Annotated in this window: 20 protein-coding genes; 11 read left to right on the forward strand and 9 right to left on the reverse strand. The window is 64.5% G+C overall.

Translation table 11 applies throughout. From position 1 onward, the window contains the following. Positions 1–233 precede the first annotated feature (233 nt). Positions 234–629 carry a group II truncated hemoglobin gene (locus AC1RUR_RS10745; protein ID WP_492843591.1) on the forward strand — a complete coding sequence of 132 codons (396 nt, stop codon included), beginning with the start codon at positions 234–236 and terminating at the stop codon, positions 627–629. A gap of 151 nt (positions 630–780) precedes the next feature. On the opposite strand, the gene AC1RUR_RS10750 is transcribed toward AC1RUR_RS10745, so the two are convergent. Next, the gene (locus tag AC1RUR_RS10750) at positions 781–2,247 is read right to left on the reverse strand and encodes a vanadium-dependent haloperoxidase (RefSeq protein ID WP_492843593.1); all 1,467 of its coding nucleotides are present in this window, start codon (positions 2,245–2,247) and stop codon (positions 781–783) included. Between the two features lie 196 nt (positions 2,248–2,443). After that, positions 2,444–3,229 (reverse strand): IclR family transcriptional regulator domain-containing protein, encoded by a 786-nt coding sequence (locus AC1RUR_RS10755; RefSeq protein WP_492843595.1) that lies wholly within the window; start codon positions 3,227–3,229, stop codon positions 2,444–2,446. Positions 3,230–3,344: 115 nt separating this feature from the next. Here AC1RUR_RS10755 and AC1RUR_RS10760 point away from each other — a divergent pair, with 115 nt between their 5' ends. From AC1RUR_RS10760 to AC1RUR_RS10770, 3 genes are all read left to right on the forward strand, one after another. Beyond that, on the forward strand, positions 3,345–4,703 hold the full coding sequence (locus AC1RUR_RS10760; RefSeq protein ID WP_492843597.1) for an aromatic ring-hydroxylating dioxygenase subunit alpha: 1,359 nt from the start codon (positions 3,345–3,347) through the stop codon (positions 4,701–4,703). A gap of 175 nt (positions 4,704–4,878) precedes the next feature. Next, entirely contained in the window at positions 4,879–6,339 is a 1,461-nt protein-coding gene (locus tag AC1RUR_RS10765; RefSeq protein WP_492843599.1) for a glutamine synthetase family protein, read from the forward strand. A 330-nt stretch (positions 6,340–6,669) separates the two neighbouring features. Further along, positions 6,670–7,029 carry a hypothetical protein gene (locus AC1RUR_RS10770; RefSeq protein ID WP_492843601.1) on the forward strand — a complete coding sequence of 120 codons (360 nt, stop codon included), beginning with the start codon at positions 6,670–6,672 and terminating at the stop codon, positions 7,027–7,029. A gap of 204 nt (positions 7,030–7,233) precedes the next feature. Here AC1RUR_RS10770 and AC1RUR_RS10775 read toward each other — a convergent pair whose 3' ends face one another. From AC1RUR_RS10775 to AC1RUR_RS10805, 7 genes are all read right to left on the reverse strand, one after another. Continuing rightward, positions 7,234–7,947, reverse strand: a complete 714-nt coding sequence (locus tag AC1RUR_RS10775) for an ABC transporter ATP-binding protein (RefSeq protein WP_492843603.1) — start codon at positions 7,945–7,947, stop codon at positions 7,234–7,236. Further along, positions 7,940–8,707 carry an ABC transporter ATP-binding protein gene (locus tag AC1RUR_RS10780; RefSeq protein ID WP_492843605.1) on the reverse strand — a complete coding sequence of 256 codons (768 nt, stop codon included), beginning with the start codon at positions 8,705–8,707 and terminating at the stop codon, positions 7,940–7,942. The genes AC1RUR_RS10775 and AC1RUR_RS10780 overlap by 8 nt, the downstream gene beginning before the upstream one ends. Further along, positions 8,700–9,644, reverse strand: a complete 945-nt coding sequence (locus tag AC1RUR_RS10785) for a branched-chain amino acid ABC transporter permease (RefSeq protein ID WP_492843607.1) — start codon at positions 9,642–9,644, stop codon at positions 8,700–8,702. The genes AC1RUR_RS10780 and AC1RUR_RS10785 overlap by 8 nt, the downstream gene beginning before the upstream one ends. Then, complete coding sequence (locus AC1RUR_RS10790; RefSeq protein ID WP_007615745.1) at positions 9,641–10,558, reverse strand: branched-chain amino acid ABC transporter permease; 918 nt, start codon at positions 10,556–10,558, stop codon at positions 9,641–9,643. The genes AC1RUR_RS10785 and AC1RUR_RS10790 overlap by 4 nt, the downstream gene beginning before the upstream one ends. Positions 10,559–10,863: 305 nt before the next feature. After that, positions 10,864–11,082 carry a hypothetical protein gene (locus AC1RUR_RS10795; RefSeq protein ID WP_492843610.1) on the reverse strand — a complete coding sequence of 73 codons (219 nt, stop codon included), beginning with the start codon at positions 11,080–11,082 and terminating at the stop codon, positions 10,864–10,866. 1 nt (position 11,083) lies between these two features. Beyond that, on the reverse strand, positions 11,084–11,743 hold the full coding sequence (locus tag AC1RUR_RS10800) for an acyl-homoserine-lactone synthase (protein ID WP_492843612.1): 660 nt from the start codon (positions 11,741–11,743) through the stop codon (positions 11,084–11,086). A gap of 89 nt (positions 11,744–11,832) precedes the next feature. Next, a complete protein-coding gene (locus tag AC1RUR_RS10805; protein WP_492843614.1) occupies positions 11,833–12,561 on the reverse strand; it encodes a helix-turn-helix transcriptional regulator in 729 nt (242 codons plus the stop codon). Positions 12,562–12,727: 166 nt separating this feature from the next. Between AC1RUR_RS10805 and AC1RUR_RS10810 the strand changes: the two genes are divergently transcribed. From AC1RUR_RS10810 to AC1RUR_RS10840, 7 genes are all read left to right on the forward strand, one after another. Next, the gene (locus tag AC1RUR_RS10810) at positions 12,728–12,904 is read left to right on the forward strand and encodes a hypothetical protein (protein WP_492843616.1); all 177 of its coding nucleotides are present in this window, start codon (positions 12,728–12,730) and stop codon (positions 12,902–12,904) included. A 277-nt stretch (positions 12,905–13,181) separates the two neighbouring features. Next, positions 13,182–14,120 (forward strand): LysR family transcriptional regulator, encoded by a 939-nt coding sequence (locus tag AC1RUR_RS10815; protein WP_492843618.1) that lies wholly within the window; start codon positions 13,182–13,184, stop codon positions 14,118–14,120. Between the two features lie 132 nt (positions 14,121–14,252). Next, positions 14,253–15,131: a shikimate dehydrogenase gene (locus AC1RUR_RS10820; protein ID WP_492843620.1), complete on the forward strand. Its 879-nt coding sequence runs from the start codon at positions 14,253–14,255 to the stop codon at positions 15,129–15,131. Positions 15,132–15,188: 57 nt separating this feature from the next. Further along, positions 15,189–16,319, forward strand: coding sequence for an ABC transporter substrate-binding protein (locus AC1RUR_RS10825; protein WP_492843622.1), 1,131 nt, complete (start codon positions 15,189–15,191; stop codon positions 16,317–16,319). A 110-nt stretch (positions 16,320–16,429) separates the two neighbouring features. Beyond that, positions 16,430–17,305, forward strand: a complete 876-nt coding sequence (locus tag AC1RUR_RS10830; RefSeq protein WP_492843624.1) for a branched-chain amino acid ABC transporter permease — start codon at positions 16,430–16,432, stop codon at positions 17,303–17,305. Then, entirely contained in the window at positions 17,302–18,300 is a 999-nt protein-coding gene (locus AC1RUR_RS10835) for a branched-chain amino acid ABC transporter permease (protein ID WP_492843626.1), read from the forward strand. Before AC1RUR_RS10830 ends, AC1RUR_RS10835 begins: the two co-directional genes overlap by 4 nt. After that, a complete protein-coding gene (locus AC1RUR_RS10840) occupies positions 18,297–19,040 on the forward strand; it encodes an ABC transporter ATP-binding protein (protein ID WP_492843628.1) in 744 nt (247 codons plus the stop codon). Before AC1RUR_RS10835 ends, AC1RUR_RS10840 begins: the two co-directional genes overlap by 4 nt. Positions 19,041–19,084 lie beyond the last annotated feature (44 nt).

Below are 19,084 nucleotides of genomic sequence, written 5' to 3' on the forward strand. Positions count from 1 at the left end.
TCGACCCTCCGCTGTCGTCCCGGACAAGCGAAGCGCAGATCCGGGATCCATAACCACAGGCAGGAATCGTTGCCCGAGCTGGCAACCACGAGTCTTCGCAAAACAACTCCCTGTGGTTATGGATCCCGGATCGGCGCTCCGCTTCGCTGCGCTTGTCCGGGACGACAGCGGAATTTGTGGGCGCGCCACAATGTCACTATATCCAGGCGCAGCAGCAAGCCTTGGGACAAACGATGACCGATAGCGACGTCACCATCTCCATGTTCGAACGGATCGGCGGCAGCGCCACGATTGATCGACTGGTCGACCGCTTCTACGACCGCATGGATACGCTGCCGGAAGCACAAATCATCCGCGCCATGCACGCGGCCGACCTTGGCCTGATCAGGGACGTGCTGAAGCGCTATCTCACCGAATGGACCGGCGGCCCAAAGCTCTATACCCCCGAGAAGGGCCATCCGCGGCTGCGGCAGCGGCACATCGGCTTCGCCATCGGGGACGCCGAGCGCGATGCGTGGTTGCTGTGCATGCGCGGCGCGATGGATGAGACCGTCACTGACGCCGCTGCGCGGCAGGACCTCGACAAGGCGCTGTCCGGTCTTGCGGACTGGATGCGCAACCGGCCGTAAGCGGCCACTCGGACGTGCGGAGCGAGAATCTGGGTCTCGCCTCAATGACGCTCCCTGGTTTCGTTTGGTTCGTTTCGCCCGCGCTAAAGCGCGATGAGATCATTTGAATCGTCATCGCGCTTTAGGTTAACGACGAGCCAAAGACCATCCGTCAGCTAATCTTCGATGCGGCAATCGTGGCCGGACTGATGCCAAGTCTTGGAGCGATCTGGTTGGCGATTTGCGCTCCGAGCCATACACCTCCGGTGTGTCCGAGACGATCCGGCGTGGGAATCCCCAACTCGTCGCCGGTGTTTGCGGCATTGCGCTTGGTGATGCCGTCAAACTGCCAGTGCACGCCGAGATAAACGCGACTGACGGAGTTGTCAGTGATTGCGCTCCAGAGGCTGCCGTGACGGAGCGTCAGATGGTCGCGAGGAAGCATCGTTCGCGGATCGATGTTGCGGCCATTGTATTCGTCCGAGACGAAATCAAAGGCGAATTTGTCGACGCCATGCTGATTGAACGACGTCACGCCCTTTTCGACGAGGAAGAGTCTCAACAGCTGGAATGCTGCCGCACCGAACGTCGCGTGTCCGGAAGGGTAGGCCGGAAAGTCCGGCGTCAAGCCGATGCCGCTTCCGTTGGTATCGGGGCGGCCGAGCGGCAGCCAGCCCGGGACGGCCTGCCCGTTGCCCGCAACGGCTCTTTGAATGCCCACCACTGGACGCCACATCATGTGCGTATCGGCATATTTGTAATGCCACGCGTCGATCCCGGCATCTGCCATTGCGACCGCCGCGCCGCCGACGATCGTCAGCTCGTCGGCGAGGTTCAGTTTGCCAGGTGTTCGTGCCTCAATAGCATCCAGAGCCGTCAGCAAGACCTGGAGATAAAGTCGCGGCGGGGTGCCCAGCTCTGGTGGGCCATCATATCCCCACGCGATGCCCACCACTTCTTCGGCCAGGGTCCGGGAGCCTGCCGTGCGCTGAAGTCCTCCCTTCTGCACGACCTTGGCGAAATCGGCTTGATAGTGCGGCGTCGGCTCGACCTGCGTTGGCGATATGCGGCCTGGAGGCGACGGAAAGTTCGCGATTCGCGTCGCGAGCAACGGCGCGCACTCGCCCCATTTTCCTCCGGCGTAACGTTGGGTTGGCTGGTTTGGAGGGAAGATGTGCGTATAGGGCGCGCCGGTTGCGGTATATTGATCCGCAGCGGCATTGGTCGCGTCGCTTGCGCCGAGGGCATGCACCGCATCGCCGAACGCACGCCCGGCGTGCTCCGCCACGCTTCCGGCCTGCCCGAGACCGAAATACTCGAGCCAGTTGCTCCAAGCCGGGTCCAGGAAGCGAGTCTGATTTGGATATCGCCTGAGCAGCACCTGGGCGCAAGCGGCGGCCGCCGCAATCGGTGCGTTCGCACTGTCAAGACCCGGGGTAGCGGCGACGTTCAAAAGACGGGAGCGGCTGCTTGCATGTGCATGAGCGTCATTGAGTGCGGCGAGTGCCATGCCCAACGCTCGCGCCGTCAAAAAGGGGCCCCTTTGATCGCCCGGGCTGAGCGCTTGCGTATGATCCCGGCGAACGCATTCGATTGCCATATCGACCCAATAGCGAAGCTGTTTGGAAGTCGCGGTCATTCGTAATCTCCTTCTGCAATATTACCGGTCAGATTCAAATGATAATGGCGCCACGTGCAATCTAGACGTGTGGCGCCTGCATCCTATTCCTGGACGCGAGGTGCAAATGTGATCCAACTTACAGGCGTGGCGATTGGCCGCGGCGCTGCACCGGGACCAGCTAACCTGCATCCGCTGAACGGTGACGAGACCGCGTTTAAAGAAGGCGATCCTTTATGGCCGTGGTGGCCTCGATGAGCAGCGGCAGGAAGCGATCGATCAATTCCTGTGCCGGCACGCGATCGACATGCGCGCCCATGTTGATGGCGGCGACGATCACGCCGTCATAGCGGCGGACGGGGACGGAGATCGAGCGGAAATGCGGCTCGGCTTCGCGGTCGACCAGCGAGTAGCCCTGGGCGCGGTCGGCTGTGATGTGTGCAAGCAGCGCCCTGGGATCGGTCACCGTCTGCGGCGTCAGCGCCTCGCGCTTCATCGCCTTCAGGCGCGCGGCGAGCTCGGTATCGTCGAACTGGCCGAGCATGGCACGGCCGACCGAGGTGCAGAACGCCGGCAGCCGATAGCCGATCTCGAGCCCGCCTGAAAACATCCGCGCCGGACTGCTGCGCGCGACGAACACGACGTCGTCACCGTCGAGCACCGCGAGCGAGGAAATCTCGTTTGCCGCGGTCGCGACGCGATCGAGCACCGGTTGCAGGACCGTGACGAGCTGGTTGGAGCGCAGATAAGACGCCGCGAGCGTCAGCACATGCGGCGTCAGCGAGAACAGCTTTCCATCGCCGGAAACGAAGCCGCCGCGCTGGAGCGTGAACAGCATGCGCCGCGCGGTCGCGCGCGGCAGGTCCGCGGCACGGGCGAGATCGCTCAGCGTCGTCGGGCCGGCTGTCATGCCGAAGCACTGCAGCAGGCGCAGGCCGCGATCGAGGCTTTCGACGAAATCCGTCGCGCGTTCGTCGCTCTCGCTGCGCTTCAGCTTGGGCATGGTGTCAGGGACATTCCTGCAAAATAGTGCTTGCTGCCGGTCCAAGGCATGGCATAATTCGCCCATTCGTTCAATAGGCGAACAATCGCCACTCCACAAAGGATGCACTCTCGCCATGATGAGCCAGGAGCAGAACGACCTGATCACCCGCACCGGGCCGAAGGACCCCTGCGGGAAGCTGATGCGGAGCTACTGGCAGCCGGCGGCACTGGTGGATGAACTGGAAGGTGCGCGGCCGATCCGCCCCGTGAAACTGCTCGGCGAGAACCTGGTGCTGTTTCGCGACGAGACGGGACGCTACGGCCTGATCGATCGCCACTGCGCGCATCGCGGCGCCGACCTCGCCTTCGGGCGGCTCGAGCATGGCGGCCTGCGCTGCGCCTTCCACGGCTGGCTGTTCGACGCCACCGGCCAGTGCATCGAGACCCCGGCCGAGCCGAAGGACTCAAAGCTCTGCCAGAACATCCGCCAGCGCTCCTATCCCGTCGTGGAGAAGAGCGGCATCCTCTGGGCCTGGCTCGGCGAGGGCGCCCCGCCCGCATTCCCGGAGCTCGATTGCTTCGTTGCGCCCGGCACGCACACTTTCGCATTCAAGGGCCACATGGCCTGCAACTGGCTGCAGGCCCTCGAGGTCGGCATCGATCCCGCGCACGCCTCCTACCTGCATCGCTTCTTCGAGGACGAGGACACGTCCACGGCCTACGGCAAGCAGTTCCGCGGCGCTTCGGCCGGCTCCGACCTGCCGATGACGAAGATCCTGCGCGAATACGACCGCCCGATCATCAATGTCGAGCACACCGAATACGGCCTGCGCCTGATCGCGCTGCGCGAGATCGACGAGGAGCGCACCCATGTGCGCGTCACCAACCAGCTGTTCCCGCACGGCTTCGTCATCCCCATGAGCACGGAGATGACGATCACGCAGTGGCACGTGCCGGTCGATGACGAGAACTGCTACTGGTACGCGATCTTCACCAGCTATTCGAACCCGGTCGACAAGCAGAAGATGCGCGAGCAGCGGCTCGAGCTCTATGAGCTGCCGGACTACAAGTCGCGCAAGAACAGCAGCAACGATTACGGTTTCGATCCGCACGAGCAGCAGACCGCGACCTATACCGGCATGGGCAACGACATCAACGTCCACGACCAGTGGGCGGTGGAATCCATGGGCGCGATTCAGGACCGCACCAAAGAGCATCTCGGCCAGTCCGACAAGGCGATCGTGCAATACCGCCGCCTGCTGCGGCAGGAAATCGAGAAGGTCGGCGCCGGCGAGAGGCCGATGCTGTTTCTCGACGAGGCCAACGCGCGTTCAATCCAGGGACCGGCCACCATGGACGGCATCGGCCCGACGCGGGGCTGGGAGACCTACTGGATGGAGGTCGACGTCAGGCGCCGCCGCGGCGCGCCGTGGACCGCGCCGGTGCCGAAGGAGATCGCGGACAACGTGCACCGGCTGACGGCGGCGGAGTGATGGCGCCGATCGTCGCCGGCGAGTCGCGACGGCGGCTCCTCATTCTCCGCTGTCATGCCCCGCGAAGGCGGGGCATCCAGTACGCCGCGGCCTCTCGTAGACACATGACCGTCTCTGGAATACTGGATCGCCCGCCTTCGCGGGCGATGACAGCATGGGCTAAGGAGCAACCATCGTGACTTTCGTCGCGCGTCATGCGCTGTGGTCGGATGAGCAAAGGGACGCGGCAACGCGCATGCGCCGCATCGCCGAGGAGAAAAACCTCGAAGTCATCCGCCTCGCCTTCCCCGACCAGCACGGCATCCTGCGCGGCAAGACCATCATTGCGTCGGAAGCGATCGCCTCGCTGGAAAGCGGCTGCTCCATCACCACGACCATGCTCGCCAAGGACACCTCGCACCGCACGGTGTTTCCGGTGTTCACCTCGGGCGGCGGCTTCGGCATGAAGGAGATGGAGGGCGCAGCCGACGTGCTGATGGTCGCCGATCCCACCACATTCCGGGTGCTGCCGTGGGCACCGACGACGGGCTGGGTGCTGTGCGATCTCTATTTCAACGACGGCCGCCCGGTACCGTTCGCGACCCGCGGGCTCTATCGCAAGGCGCTGGACGAGCTCGCTGGCCGCGGCCACGATTTCGTCGCCGGGCTCGAGGTCGAATTCCACATCTTTAAGCTCGACGATCCGCATATGCGCGCGGAAGACGCGGGCCAGCCCGGCACGCCGCCTTCGGTCAGCCTGCTCAGCCACGGCTATCAGTACCTCACCGAGCAGCGCTTCGACCAGATGGAGCCGGTGCTGGAAATCCTGCGCCGCGACGTCGTCGCACTCGGACTGCCCTTGCGCTCGGTCGAGGTCGAGTTCGGGCCGAGCCAGTGCGAGTTCACCTTCGCGCCAAGGAAGGGTCTGGAGCCGGCCGACAACATGGTGCTGTTCCGAAGCGCCGTGAAGCAGATCGCCCGCCGCCACGGCTATCACGCCACCTTCATGTGCCGGCCCAAACTGCCGAACCTGTTCGCGAGCGGCTGGCACTTGCACCAGTCGATCGTCTCGCGCGCGACTGGCGAAAACCAGTTCATGGCCAAGGAAACGGACAAGGAAACGGTCAAGGCAGGCGGCGAGCCGCTCAGCGCGTTCGGCCGGGCCTACCTTGCCGGCCTGCTCGACCACGCCCGCGCGTCGACCGCGTTCACCACGCCTACCATCAACGGCTACAAGCGCTACCGCTCCTATTCGCTGGCGCCCGACCGCGCGATCTGGGGCCGCGACAATCGCGGCGTGATGATCCGCGTGCTCGGGGCGGCGGGCGATGCCGCCACGCGCCTCGAAAACCGCGTCGGCGAGCCCGCCGCCAATCCCTATCTCTATATGGCCTCGCAAATCCTCTCCGGTCTCGACGGCGTCGACCGCAAGCTCGATCCCGGCCCGTCCGCCGACACGCCCTACGAGACCACTGCGCCGCTGCTGCCGAAGTCCCTGCGCGACGCCGTCGCCGCGCTGAAGGACGATCCGTTCTTCCGCGAAAAATTCGGCGGGGAGTTCGTGGATTATTACAGCCACATCAAGAATGCCGAGATCGACCGCTTCCTGTCCGAGGTGACCGACTGGGAGCACCGCGAATATTTCGAGATGTTCTGACACCTCCTCTCGAGGGGCGACTTGGGGGACACCATTGCGCGCCCCTCACGCCCCCGTGAGGCGACTTCGTCCCGCCCGTTCCGACGACATCTCACCCCCGTCCGACGAAGCCATTTTCCTCCCCCGCGAAAACCGCCGGAAAGACACGGGGTCTACAGTCGCCTCCATGATCAACAACGGAGTTCGGTCATGTGGGGTCAATTGTTCAGCCTGATCTATCGCTTGTCCTGCCGGGCCACCCTGATCGAAATCGGGGCGCACCGCCTCGCGCGTTAGTCGCCGGCGGGTATGAATTGGGTAAGACGGACTGACCAGATAATGGGGGTTTCCATGCGCAAGCTGATCCTGATCGCGGCAATATCGCTGCTGGCGACCCAGGCCTATGCCGGTGGTCCGCGGAGCCTGAGCCTGGCGGCGACCAATCCGAGCCAGCAGGCGACCGAGCAGCCGGCCGCAGCGGTCAACGTGCCGCCTCAGACGAGGCCGACTCCGGCGGCAAACGTCCAGACAGCGACCGCCGCACCCACTGCAACGCTGCCGGCCGCGACAGCTCCGGCCACTGCAACGCCGACCCGGCCTACCGCCGCGCCGAGGGCCAGCTCGACCGAGACGGCCAGGCCGAAGCGTCGCCAGCCGTCAGTCGAAGCCCGCGTGATCCGCGAACTGCACCGGCACGGGATTTACTGGTGATTGGTCCGCTAAACTCTTTCCCCACTGTCGTCCCGGCGAAGGCCGGGACCCATAGCCACTGGGAGACGTTTGGCGAAGACTGGTCGTTCGGGACTGATACCGGCCGCGATAGATAGATACCGCGGTATCGGTCCCGGCCTTCGCCGGGACGACATCGAATTCGTGGCGCCAACGTACCGCCCCTCACGTCTCGTTCCCCGAGCCTCAAATCCCCAGATACTTGTGCTGCAGATCCGGCTCGGCCATCAGCTGGTCCGAGGTGCCGCTCCACACCGTCTTGCCGCGCTCGATGATGAAGTGGCGGTCGCAGATGCGGGCGAGATGATCGACGTTCTTGTCGACGACGAGGATCGACTGTCCCCGGCTCTTGAGCAGCGACAGGCAGCTCCAGATTTCTTCGCGGATCAGCGGCGCGAGGCCCTCGGTCGCCTCGTCCAGGATCAGGAGTTTTGGATTCGTCATCAGCGCGCGGCCAATCGCCAGCATCTGTTGCTCGCCGCCGGAGAGCTGGTTGCCCATGTTGGACGCGCGTTCGGCAAGCCGCGGAAACATCACGTAGATGGCCGCGAGCGTCCAGGGATTGCTGCTGCCGAAGCGGTCGGCGGCCGCCGCGACCAGGTTCTCGCGCACGGTCAGGTTCGGGAAGATCTGGCGCCCCTCGGGGACGAGGCCGACGCCGAGTTTTGCGATCCTGTAAGACGGCTGCGTCCGCACTTCGGCGCCGGCGAAGCGAATCGCGCCCGCACGCGCCGGCGTCAGGCCCATGATGGAGCGGATGGTGGTGGTCTTGCCCATGCCGTTGCGGCCCATCAGCGAGACCATCTCGCCTGATTTGATCGAGAGCGACAGGCCGAACAGCACCTGCGAAAGGCCGTAGCAGGTCTCGATGCCGTCAACCTCGAGCAGCGTGTCAGCCATGGTGCGTCACCACATGCTGGTCGCCGAGATAGGCGCGCTTGACGTCCTCGTTCTGGCGGATCGCGGCCGGATCGCCCGAGGCGATGACGCGGCCGTAGACCAGCACCGAGATGCGGTCGGCCAGCGCGAACACCGCCGGCATGTCGTGCTCGACCAGGACGATCGAGACTTCCTTCCGCAGCTCCTGGAGCAATTGCACCATGCGCTGGGATTCGGTGACGCCGAGGCCGGCCATCGGCTCATCGAGCAGCAGCAGCTTCGGTTGGCTGGCGAGTGCGACCGCAAGCTCGATCTGGCGACGCTCGCCATGGCTGAGCCTGGACACCAGGACATCGGCACGATGCAACAGGCCGACGCGATCGAGCGCGGCGCGGGCGGCATCGCGCAGGCCCTTTTCCTTCCGCGCATCGGCGAAGAAGCGGAAAGAGGTGCCGGCATGCGCCTGCGCCGCCAGCGCGACATTGTCGGCGGCGGTGAAGTCGAGCAGCAGCGAGGTGATCTGGAACGAGCGGGCCAGGCCCAGCGCGCAGCGGCGATAGGCCGGCAGATAGGTGATGTCGCGCCCGCCGAGCGAGACGCTGCCGGAATGCGGCTCGAGATGCCCGGTGAGCTGGCTGATCAGGGTGGTCTTGCCGGCGCCGTTCGGGCCGATGATGGCGTGCAGCTCGCCGCTGGCTACGTCGAGCGAGACGTTGTCCGTCGCGATGATGCCGCCGAAGCGGCGCACCAGCTTTTCGACGCGGAGCAGGGGTTCAGCCACGGCCAGCCCTCCCGAGCACGCCCATGATGCCGCCGCGCCCGAACAGCACGATCAGCAGCAGCAGCGGCCCCATGATCAGCGCCCAATATTCGGTGATCTGCGACAGAAACTCCTCCAGCAGCAGGAACACCACCGCGCCCATGACCGGGCCGAACAGCGTGCCCATGCCGCCGAGGATCACCATCACCATGAGGTCGCCGGACCGCGTCCAGTACATCACGGCCGGGCTGATGAAGTCCGTGTTGTTGGCGAGCAGCGCGCCGGCAAGACCGCACATCATGCCTGAGATGACGAAGCAGACGAGCTGGTAGCGCTTGGCAGGAAAGCCGATCGCCTGCATGCGCTGCTCGTTGGAGCGCAGGCCCTGCACCACGAGACCGAAGCGCGAATTGACGATGCGCCAGATCAGGATGAGCACGGCGAACAGGCAGGCCAGGCAGAGATAGTAGAACTGCGTGCGGTTGCCGAGATTGATCAGGCCGGAGAAATCGCTGCGCTTGTAGACGGTGAGGCCGTCATCGCCGCCGTAGCGCGCGAGGCCCGAGGCGACGTAATAGGCCATCTGCGCGAAGGCCAGCGTGATCATGATGAAATAGACGCCGCGGGTGCGCAGGCTGAGCGCGCCGATCACCAGCGCATAGAGCGCGGACGCCGCCAGCGCGACCGGAAACTGGATGAAGCCGGAGCCAACGCCTTCCTGCGCGAGCATGCCGACGGCGTAGCCGCCGATGCCGAGATAGGCGGCGTGGCCAAAGCTCATCATGCCGCCGAACCCCATGATGAGGTTGAGGCTCGCAGCAGCCAGCGCCAGGATGACGATGCGGGTGAACAGCGTCAGGATGAAGATGTTGCCGGACAACTGTGAATAGAGCGGCAGCAGCACGAGGCCCGCCAGCATCAGGGCCGTGACGGCCTTGCTCACCGTGAAAGCCTTCATCGGCGATTGGCCGGAAACAGCCCCTCCGGCCGCACCACCAGCACGATCGCCATCAGCAGGTAGATCAGCATGGAGGACAGCGCGGGCGCGGCGGTGGAGGCAGCGGCGCCGCTCAGCACCTGCCGCAGCAAATTGGGCAGGAAGGCGCGGCCGAGCGTGTCGATCATGCCGACGAAGATCGCGGCCAGGAACGCGCCGCGGATCGAGCCGATGCCGCCGATCACGATGATGACGAAGGCGAGGATCAGGATGTTCTCACCCATGCCGATCTGCACGGTGAGGATCGGCGCCTGCATCAACCCGGCCAGGCCGGCGAGCGCGGCGCCGAGCCCGAACACCAGCGTGTAGAGCAGCTTGATGTTGATGCCGAGCGCGCCGATCATCTCGCGGTTGGAGGCGCCGGCCCGGATCAGCATGCCGATGCGGGTGCGCATCACGCCGAGATAGAGCAGCAACGCGACCAGCAGCGCCACCACGATGATGGCGAGGCGATAGGCGGGATAGTGAATGCCGGGCAGGATCGGCACCGGCACGGTGAGCCAGGCCGGCAGCGGCAGCGCCAGGCCCGCCGGGCCCCAGATCAGCCGCACGGCTTCATTGAAGAACAGGATCAGGCCGAAGGTCGCGAGCACGTGGTCGAGATGGTCGCGGCCGTAGAGATGCCGCAGCGCCGTCATTTCGAGCACGATGCCGAGCACGAGCGTTGCGCCGAGCGCCAGCAGCGCACCGAGCAGGAAGCTGCCAGTCCAGGCCGCGAAGGTCGCGGCGAAATAGGCGCCCATCATGTAGAGCGAGCCGTGCGCGAGGTTGACGAGATCCATGATCCCGAACACCAGCGTCAGGCCGGCAGCGAGCAGGAACAGCAGCAGGCCGAACTGCAATCCGTTCAGAAATTGTTCGACGACGAGCAGCATCAAAACTCTTTCAGGCGCACGCAGCGTCGCGCCGATGTTCGAACACGGTCGCCATCAGTGAAAGAGCTCCCCCTGCCTCTTCAAGGCCGAAAAATGGGTAATGGCAGTATCGTTCCGAGGCAAGAGCGATTTGACACCAAACATGCACTTTGTTGCATCCCGGCACATGCGGCCGAGGTCCGTCCCGCGATGCAAGAAGGTTGCCGTGCAGCATGGGGCAACCTGCCGCACCCAAACGATCGCCCTCCCCCCGGCTGCGGGGGGAGGGCGAGGACGTCGTCGGAGTGAAGGAAGTGAGGATGCGTCTAGTGCGACGTCATCTGCTGGGGGAGGTCGTCCGGTTCAGCGAGCACGCTGTTTGCCGTTGAAGCCTCCAGTGCGGCCATCCGGAACAGATAGGCGAGCGTCGTCAGTCCGGAGTCGTCCGCCATCTGCGCCAGTTCGAGCGCCATGTCGGACATGTAGCTGAGATTCTCGTCCTTGGTTTGCGCCATGATCTGGCTATCCCGCATCATGTTCGACATTTCAGGCGCTCTTTCGTTGCGCGGCAGCGAGGCCGCAGAGGTTGGCACGGGCGACGGCGTCCAGACGCGGGCCGTCCTGGTGCACGACATTCTTCATCCCGATACGGTCACGAACGATATCGAGCGATTCCTGACGGACCTCGATGGTCGCCGCCATGGTCCAGGAATTCTCGATCAGCGCCGGCAATCCCAGCGGGGTGACGACGAAGCCGATGTCGTGGAAGCGCGGCAGCCACCAGGTCTCCATGACGAGGCAGAGGCGCTCGATGCCCTGATCGAGACAAAACTCCTGCGCTGCCGCCATCAGTTGCAGATTGAACGCGCCGTCGCGGCGCTCGCGCGACACGAAGAAGCGCGACCATTCCCAGATCAGCGGATCGACGGGACAGCCCCGCACCGCGGCGAGATGGGGGAATACGTCGCTCATCATCGTCGGCTTGGTGGTCGGATACAGGCGGTACCCGCCGAGCACCCGCCGGTTTTCGAGAGCCAGCAGATAGATCGCATCCTCATTGTCATACGCGTCGATCTCGCGGCCGTCGGGCTTGCGCAGCGCTTCCCATTTCCGCTCCTCGACGAAAATCTCGTGGCGCACCCTGAAATGTTGTTCGAGGACGTCCTCGTAGAGGTGCCGGTTAACCGCTGAAATCACATGAATCATCTATTCCCCCATTGCTCGAAATAAACAGGGGAAGCCTCTTGGAAAACGGCCAGAGCTACTATTGGGAAATTTCCCAGTAGGCGGTGATTTCAGGGATTGATGATTCTTTGGCGGATCGCGAGCGCAACCGCATGCGTGCGGTTGACGGCCCCCAGCTTGCGCGCAGCGGTTGCAAGATGCTCTTCGGCGGTACGCTGCGTGATGTGCAGGATCTCGCCGATCTCCCAAGCCGACTTGCCCTGCGAGGCCCAGGCGATCACTTCGCGCTCGCGCGGAGTGAGACGCGTCGACGCATGCGGCGCGGGAGCAAGCAGACGGCGAATGTGATCGAAGCCGTACATCGCGATCAGGTGCAGCGCCGGCTTACTGCGAACGTTGAGATCGAGGTTGACGCCGCCGAGCGAGACGCCCGCTTCATAGCCAGTCAGGCCGTGGATCGGCACGACGAAACCGCGCGACATGCGGAAATCGGCAGCACGCCGCATCACTTCGGCAGCGCCCGGCTCGAACTCCGCATCGTAAGGAGCTTCCGACCATTCGAAGGGATTTACCGTCTGCCGGCATTTGCGGATCACGGGATCGACGCGATCGTAGCTCTTTTCGGTGTAGAGGCTGAACCACTCTGCCGGCCAGCGCTTGGCGAGCACCATCTGGGCGAAACGCTGATCGGGGTTCGGCAAACCCGTCACGATGATATGCTCGAAGCCGTACCGGTTGAACGCGGTGGCGAGTGCATCCATGGCGTCCGGAACCTTGGTATAGGCTCCCAACCCCTCGATGAAGTCGAGCGCTTCCCGGCCATAGTCGACGGCGGACATCGGTGCGTTTCCTGACCCTCGCCGTTCGGTATAGCACGTATTTGGGGGCTGCCTCAATTCGGTGCCGCCGTAGTTTTCCGGTGTGTGCCTGCTCCGAAGCTTTAATCTACTTGTGGAAGAAGTGACGTCAAGTTACACCTGTGGCGTACAAAGCGGGAAAACCACGATGGACGACGAGAACATCGCCCTCAACAGCGTGCTCGGCCTGGAATTGAACCGTGTGTTTTTCGCCGTCCGTGAAACGGCAAACAAGCAGAAGATCATCGAGTTCGCGCGCGAGGTGCTGCAAAGCGAACGCACCGAGCTCGCGGACAGCGTGTCGCCCGAAGGACCGGCGAGCTAGAACGCGCCTGCAGCAGACGACGCCGATCCAACAGATCGTGCGACGCCGCCCCTCGATTTGAACGCGCAGATTTTAGTCGAAACACGCTGACAGCGAAATCATCCCGCAATCCGCCATCTGTGAGCGAGTTGCGCTCTCGACCCTCCCCGGTCTGAACACCCCTGGAGGGGGAGGGTGAAGCGCCGTCCGCCCTGCCACACCGCCACACTTGCCGCTGGATGACATCGCATCTCTCGTGAGATGATCGCCGCATGATCCTCTTTCGGATGCCCGGGACATGATGACGCTGCGCCAGGTTGAAGTGATCCGTGCCGTGATGGTGACGGGCACCATCGGCGGCGCGGCGAAGCTGCTCAACGTCTCGGCGCCGGGCATCAGCCGCCTCGTCAAATACACCGAGCGCTCACTCGGCATCCGTTTCTTCCAACGCCAGAACGGACGCTATTTTCCGACGCCCGAAGCCGAGAACATCTTCGAGCAGATCAACGGCGTCTACAAGAAGGTCGACGACCTCTCCGAGATCATCTCCAAGATCGGCCGCGGCGGCCTGTCGGAATTGCGCATCGGCTCGGTGCCGAGCATCTCGCAGGTGATGGTGCCGCGCGCGATCGAGCGCGTACGCCGCCGCTATCCCGATCTCGGCATCGACATCAACATCCTCAAGCTCGAGGAAGCCATCGACTATCTCCTGCTCGGCCGCGGCGAGTGCGTGGCGATGAGCTACCGGCTGGAGCATTCCGGGCTCGACTTCATGCCGCTCGCCTCGGGCGAGCTGTATTGCATCGTGCCGCCCGGCCACGAGCTTGCGGGCCGCAAGCAGGTCTCGGCCGCCGAGATCACCCGCTATCCGCTGATCGGCATCGATCCGAACGATCCCTATGGCCGGATCATGGCCGAGATCTTCGCGCGCAACCGGCTCGACTACAACATCACCATCCGCGCCCGCTTCGGCACCACGGTCTGCGCGCTGGTGAAGGCGGGCCTCGGCATCGCCATCATCGACCAGTTCACGGTGGCCCATGGCGGCTATCCCGGGATCGAGCTGTTGAAGATCACCGAACCGACGCGGTTCGACACCTACATCGCCGTGAAGCGCGGCGCGCCGCTGTCGCTCCACGTCGAATACTTCATCGAATCCCTGCGCGCCGAGATGCGCGCGGTCGAGCCGTCCCGCGGCAACGGCAAGGCCGCCACGGGTCGCGGACGAAGGAAATAACCTTATGTTAGGTTTGCCCGATAAATGGGTAATTGTGTTAGGCGGGGGAAAGGCTAACGTCGTACTTGGAATTGCGCCGGTTTCCCCGCTAATGGCCGGGACCGAACGCTCCCAACGAGACGATAGCGAACCATGTCCAAGCGCGGATACGCCGCCAGCAAAAAGCTCCTCACCGGCCTGATCGGCGCGCCGATCGCGCATTCCGCTTCCCCTGCCATGCATGAGCGCGCCGCCGAAGCGCTCGGCCTGCGCGGTCATTACCAGCTCATCGAGGTCGCCGGCGCCGACGCGGCCGGATTGAGCCAGATGCTCGAAGGCGTACGGCGGCTCGGCTTTGCCGGCGTCAATGTCACCTACCCCTACAAGGAAGCGGTGGTCCCGCTGCTCGACGCGCTGGCGCCGGGCGCCGCCGCGATGGGCGCGGTCAACACCGTCGTCGTCAGGGACGGCCGGCTGACCGGCCACAACACCGACACGACCGGCTTTGCGCGCGCGGTGGCGCCGCTGCTGGCGCCGGCTGGCAACGCCGTCGCCGTGATCGGCGCGGGCGGCGTCGGCAAGGCCATTGCCTTTGCATTGGCGAGCCTGAAAGTGGGCGACATCCGCATTTTCGACAGCGAGCCGGGACGCGCCGGGACGCTGGTCTCCCTGCTTGCGATGCAGGGCGGCGCCCGCGTCGCTGCAAGCGTCGAGGATGCGCTCCGCGGCGCGACCGGCCTCGTCAACGGCACGCCGGTCGGCATGCTGCCGAACCGCGGCATGCCCGTTCCGGCCACGCTGCTGCACGACAAGCTCTGGGTGGCCGACGCCGTCTATTCGCCGCTGATCACGCCGCTGCTGACCGCAGCGCAGGAGCGCGGCGCGAAGATCATGACCGGGCGGGAGCTTGCGATCTACCAGGCCGCCGACGCTTTCGAACTGTTCACGGGCCTTGCCCCATCGACCGAGGTCATGGGAGAGGCATTTGACGAGGTGATGGCGGCGCGAAGCTCTGCCTATCACGCAGCGTAACCAAAGCGGCCGGACACAAGGCCGCGGACAACATCAGAGGAAACGGGAGGAGAGATCATGAAATCGACTGTTCTGGCAGGCGCCCTGCTTGCCTTCGCGACGGCAACCAGCGTCCACGCCCAGACAATCAAGCTTGCCGACGTCGCCGAATTATCCGGCGGCGGCGCCACCGTCGGCACCAACTGGAAGAACGGCATCGATCTCGCGATCGAGGAGATCAACGCCAAGGGCGGCGTGCTCGGTCGCAAGCTCGAGGTGACCCATGCCGACTCGCAATCCAACCCCGGCGTTGCCCGCGCGCAGGTGCAAAAGGCGCTCGACGCCGAGCCCTATGTGCTGCTCGGGCCCGGCTATTCCGGTTCGGTGAAGGTCACCGCGCCGCTCGCGGCCGAAGCCGGCATCGCGCAGATCATGGGCGGCGAAGCTGCCGAGCTGACGCAGGCCGGCAACAAGTTTCTGTTCCGCACCTCGTTCGGCCAGCAATCCTCGATGCCGAAGGTCGCAAAATACATCCATGACGAGATGAAGGCGAAGACCGTCGCGGTGGTCTGGGTCAACAACGACTTTGGCCGCGGCGGGCGCGACGTCGTCGTGAAGGAGCTCGACCGGCTCGGCTCCAAGGTGGTCGCCGACCTCTCGACCGAAGCGGGCCAGGCCGACTTCGCCGCCGACGTTGGCAAGATCAAGTCCGCCAATCCCGATGCCGTGTTCGTCTATCTCAACGAGGAAGAAAGCGCGCGCATCCTGAAAGAGCTGAAGCGCCAGGGCGTCACCGCGCCGCTGATGGGCGAGACCACGCTGATCGGCCAGAAGGTGATCGAGCTTGCCGGCGATGCCGCCAACGGTGCGCGCGGCCATGTCGGCCTCACCACCGACGCGCCGGTCGACCTGATCAAGGCGTTCCGCGAGAAGTTTTCCAAGAAGTACAATTACGTGCCCGATCATAACGGCCTGAAGGGCTACCTCGCCGTCTACATGGTGAAGGCCACCACCGAAAAGATGGGCAAGGTCGATTCCAAGGCCTTCGCCGACACGCTGCACGGCCTGACCATCAAGGCCGCCGACGAACCCGGCCTCCTGATGGACGTCACCTTCAGCGAGACCGGCGACATCGACCGCCAGAGCTTTCTGGTCGAGGTGGTCGAAGGCAAGCAGGTCGTGAAGCAGGTGCTGCCGAAAGTGAAGTGAGGCGTTCGTCTCTCCCCGCACGCGGGGAGAGATCTCTCTTCTCCCTCGCCCCGCTCTTCGCGGGGAGAGGGAGACGGCGGAGCTGGGCGAGGGACAGACTAGAGGGAAACATGTCCAATCTGTTCGATCTACTGGTCGCAGGGTTAGCCACCGGCGCCATCTATGCGCTGGTCGCGGTCGGCTTCACGCTGTTGTGGCAGACCTCGCAGACCATCAACTTCGCGCAAGGCGAGTTCGTGATGCTGCCGGCGTTCCTGATGCTGGCGGCGATGCATGCGGGCGCGCCGTTCTGGCTGGCGATCATCCTCGGCATTTTGCTCTCGATGATCCTGCTCGGCCTCGCCTTCAAGATGTTGCTGGTCGATCCGATGATGCGCCATGGCGTGCTGCCGCTGGCGATCGCGACCATGGCGCTGGCGATCGGCATCAAGGAATCGGTAAAGCAGTTCTTCAGCGCGGAGGCCTCGCCCTTCCCCTCGATCGTGCCGACCGGCGATATCTCCATCCTCGGCCACGCGGTCTCGCTGCAAAGCATCGGCGTCCTCGTCGTCGCCATTCTTGCGGTCTTCGGCCTGACCTCGCTCCTGAACCGCACCTCGCTCGGCCACCAGATGCAGGCGGCGGCGCAGAACCCGACCGTGGCCCGCATCATCGGCGTGCCGGTCGAGCGCATGATCCTGCTGACCTTCCTGATCAACGCCTTCCTGGTGGCGCTGGCCTCGTTGCTGATCACGCCGATTTACCTTGCAAAATTCTCTTCTGGCGAGGTGCTGGGCCAGGCCGCCTTCATCGCCGCGATCGTCGGCGGCTTCAACCAGGTGCGCGGCGCGATCGCCGGCGGCCTGCTGATCGGCGTGCTCGACAACCTCGCGGCCGCCTATGTCTCGACGCAGTACCGCGCCGCCGTGCCGATGATCTTCCTGATTGCCGTGATCCTGTTCCGGCCGCAGGGCCTGCTCGGCCGGGCCGAGGAGCGCACCGTATGAGCGGCTTCGCCAAACCCCTGAAGATCGCGCTCGGCCTTGCCGTCATCGCGGGACTGATCATCGTCCCCATGAACTTCAACCGCTACGGCCTGTTCATCCTGAGCCAGTGGGCGGTGATGAGCATCGCCGCGATGGGGCTCAACCTCACGCTCGGCTATGCCGGCCAGGTCTCGCTGGCGCAGGGCGCCTTCGTCGGCATCGGCGCCTATGCCGCTGCGATCATGACCACTCACGGCTGGCCGCTGCCGGCGGCGATCGTGGTCGCGATCGCCTTGAGCTTTGCGGTCGGCTGGGTGCTCGGCTATCCCGCGCTGCGCGTGCAGCACCACTATCTCGCCTTCGTCACGCTGGCCTTCTCCACCCTCGCCTTCCTGGTGTTCCGCAACGAGAGCTGGCTCACCGGCGGCATCTACGGCATCTCCAACATTCCGCGCCCGCACGTCTTCGGAATCGCAACCAACAAGCCGCTGCCCTTCTACTATGTCTGCCTCGGCTCGCTTGCGATCGTCTCGCTGGCGGTGTGGTGGCTGATCCGCTCGCCCTGGGGACGCGCCTTCATGGCGCTGCGCGAAAATCCCTTGCGCGCGCAATCGCTCGGCATCGACACGCGGCGCTACACGCTGATGGCGTTTGCGATCGGCTCGGCGCTCGGCGGCATCGCCGGCGCGCTCTATGCGCCGCTGACGCAATATATCGATCCTGTTCCCTTCAACCTGTCGCTCTCGCTCGATCTGCTGATGATGGTGATCGTCGGCGGCGCCGGCTTCTATTTCGGTCCCTTCCTGGGGGCGATGATCGCGGTGCTGTTGCCGGAATGGCTGCGCTTCACGGAAGGGTATTATCTGATGATCTATGCGGTCGCAGTGATGCTGCTGCTGGTCTGGTCGCCGACCGGCATTTTGGGAATCCTCGACCGCTATCTCGCCGAACGCCGCACCAAGGCGGCCTCCGCGCTGCGCGCGGTCGCGAAATCGCGGCTGGAGACGGTGCAATGAGCGCGGTCCTCGAGGTCACCAACATCAGGAAGAATTTTGGCGGCATCAGCGCCGTCGCCGACGTCAGCTTCGACGTCCGCGAGGGCGAGATCCTCGGCCTGATCGGGCCGAACGGCTGCGGCAAGTCCACGCTGTTCAACTGCATCCTCGGCCAGCTCACGCCGTCAGGCGGCGAAGTGAAGCTCGACGGCAAGGTGGTCACGGGCCTGCGCCCCTCCGAGCTCAACAAGCTCGGGGTCAGCCGCACCTTCCAGCTGTTGCAGGTGTTTCCAAAACTCTCGGTACGCGAGAACCTGATCCTCGCCGGACAGGAGCACCAGGGCAACATGGCCTCGCGCCTGGTCGGCCGCTCCGATGCCGGGCTGACGGAGGCCGCCAACCAGATGATCGGCTTCTTCAAGCTCGATCATCTCGCGGCCGAACCTGCCGGCGGCCTCTCCTACGGCCAGCAGAAGCTGCTCGATGCCGCCATGGCCTTCATGGGCGGCCCGCGCCTGGTGCTGCTCGACGAGCCCGCCGGCGGCGTCAATCCGTCGATGCTGGCGGATCTCAAAGAGCGGCTTGTCGCGATCAACCGCGAGAAGAACGCCACCTTCGTCGTGATCGAGCACAACATGGAGTTCGTGATGTCGCTGTGCTCGCGCGTGATGGTGATGGCGGAAGGCAAGGTGCTGGCGATGGGACGTCCGGACGAGGTCCGCAAGAACCCGGCCGTGATCGAAGCCTATCTCGGACACTAAAGCGCGATGGAGATTGGAATGAACAGTCATCGCGCTTTGGTTTT

This window comes from Bradyrhizobium sp. GW821-FHT12B03 (genome assembly GCF_058807535.1).

Coding starts and splice junctions, on each gene's coding strand:
- AC1RUR_RS10745 (WP_492843591.1), top strand. CDS start 234: ATGACCGATAGCGACGTCACCATCTCCATGTTCGAACGGATCGGCGGC.
- AC1RUR_RS10750 (WP_492843593.1), bottom strand. CDS start 2,247: ATGACCGCGACTTCCAAACAGCTTCGCTATTGGGTCGATATGGCAATC.
- AC1RUR_RS10755 (WP_492843595.1), bottom strand. CDS start 3,229: ATGCCCAAGCTGAAGCGCAGCGAGAGCGACGAACGCGCGACGGATTTC.
- AC1RUR_RS10760 (WP_492843597.1), top strand. CDS start 3,345: ATGATGAGCCAGGAGCAGAACGACCTGATCACCCGCACCGGGCCGAAG.
- AC1RUR_RS10770 (WP_492843601.1), top strand. CDS start 6,670: ATGCGCAAGCTGATCCTGATCGCGGCAATATCGCTGCTGGCGACCCAG.
- AC1RUR_RS10775 (WP_492843603.1), bottom strand. CDS start 7,947: ATGGCTGACACGCTGCTCGAGGTTGACGGCATCGAGACCTGCTACGGC.
- AC1RUR_RS10785 (WP_492843607.1), bottom strand. CDS start 9,644: ATGAAGGCTTTCACGGTGAGCAAGGCCGTCACGGCCCTGATGCTGGCG.
- AC1RUR_RS10790 (WP_007615745.1), bottom strand. CDS start 10,558: ATGCTGCTCGTCGTCGAACAATTTCTGAACGGATTGCAGTTCGGCCTG.
- AC1RUR_RS10795 (WP_492843610.1), bottom strand. CDS start 11,082: ATGTCGAACATGATGCGGGATAGCCAGATCATGGCGCAAACCAAGGAC.
- AC1RUR_RS10800 (WP_492843612.1), bottom strand. CDS start 11,743: ATGATTCATGTGATTTCAGCGGTTAACCGGCACCTCTACGAGGACGTC.
- AC1RUR_RS10805 (WP_492843614.1), bottom strand. CDS start 12,561: ATGTCCGCCGTCGACTATGGCCGGGAAGCGCTCGACTTCATCGAGGGG.
- AC1RUR_RS10810 (WP_492843616.1), top strand. CDS start 12,728: ATGGACGACGAGAACATCGCCCTCAACAGCGTGCTCGGCCTGGAATTG.
- AC1RUR_RS10815 (WP_492843618.1), top strand. CDS start 13,182: ATGATGACGCTGCGCCAGGTTGAAGTGATCCGTGCCGTGATGGTGACG.
- AC1RUR_RS10820 (WP_492843620.1), top strand. CDS start 14,253: ATGTCCAAGCGCGGATACGCCGCCAGCAAAAAGCTCCTCACCGGCCTG.
- AC1RUR_RS10825 (WP_492843622.1), top strand. CDS start 15,189: ATGAAATCGACTGTTCTGGCAGGCGCCCTGCTTGCCTTCGCGACGGCA.
- AC1RUR_RS10830 (WP_492843624.1), top strand. CDS start 16,430: ATGTCCAATCTGTTCGATCTACTGGTCGCAGGGTTAGCCACCGGCGCC.
- AC1RUR_RS10835 (WP_492843626.1), top strand. CDS start 17,302: ATGAGCGGCTTCGCCAAACCCCTGAAGATCGCGCTCGGCCTTGCCGTC.
- AC1RUR_RS10840 (WP_492843628.1), top strand. CDS start 18,297: ATGAGCGCGGTCCTCGAGGTCACCAACATCAGGAAGAATTTTGGCGGC.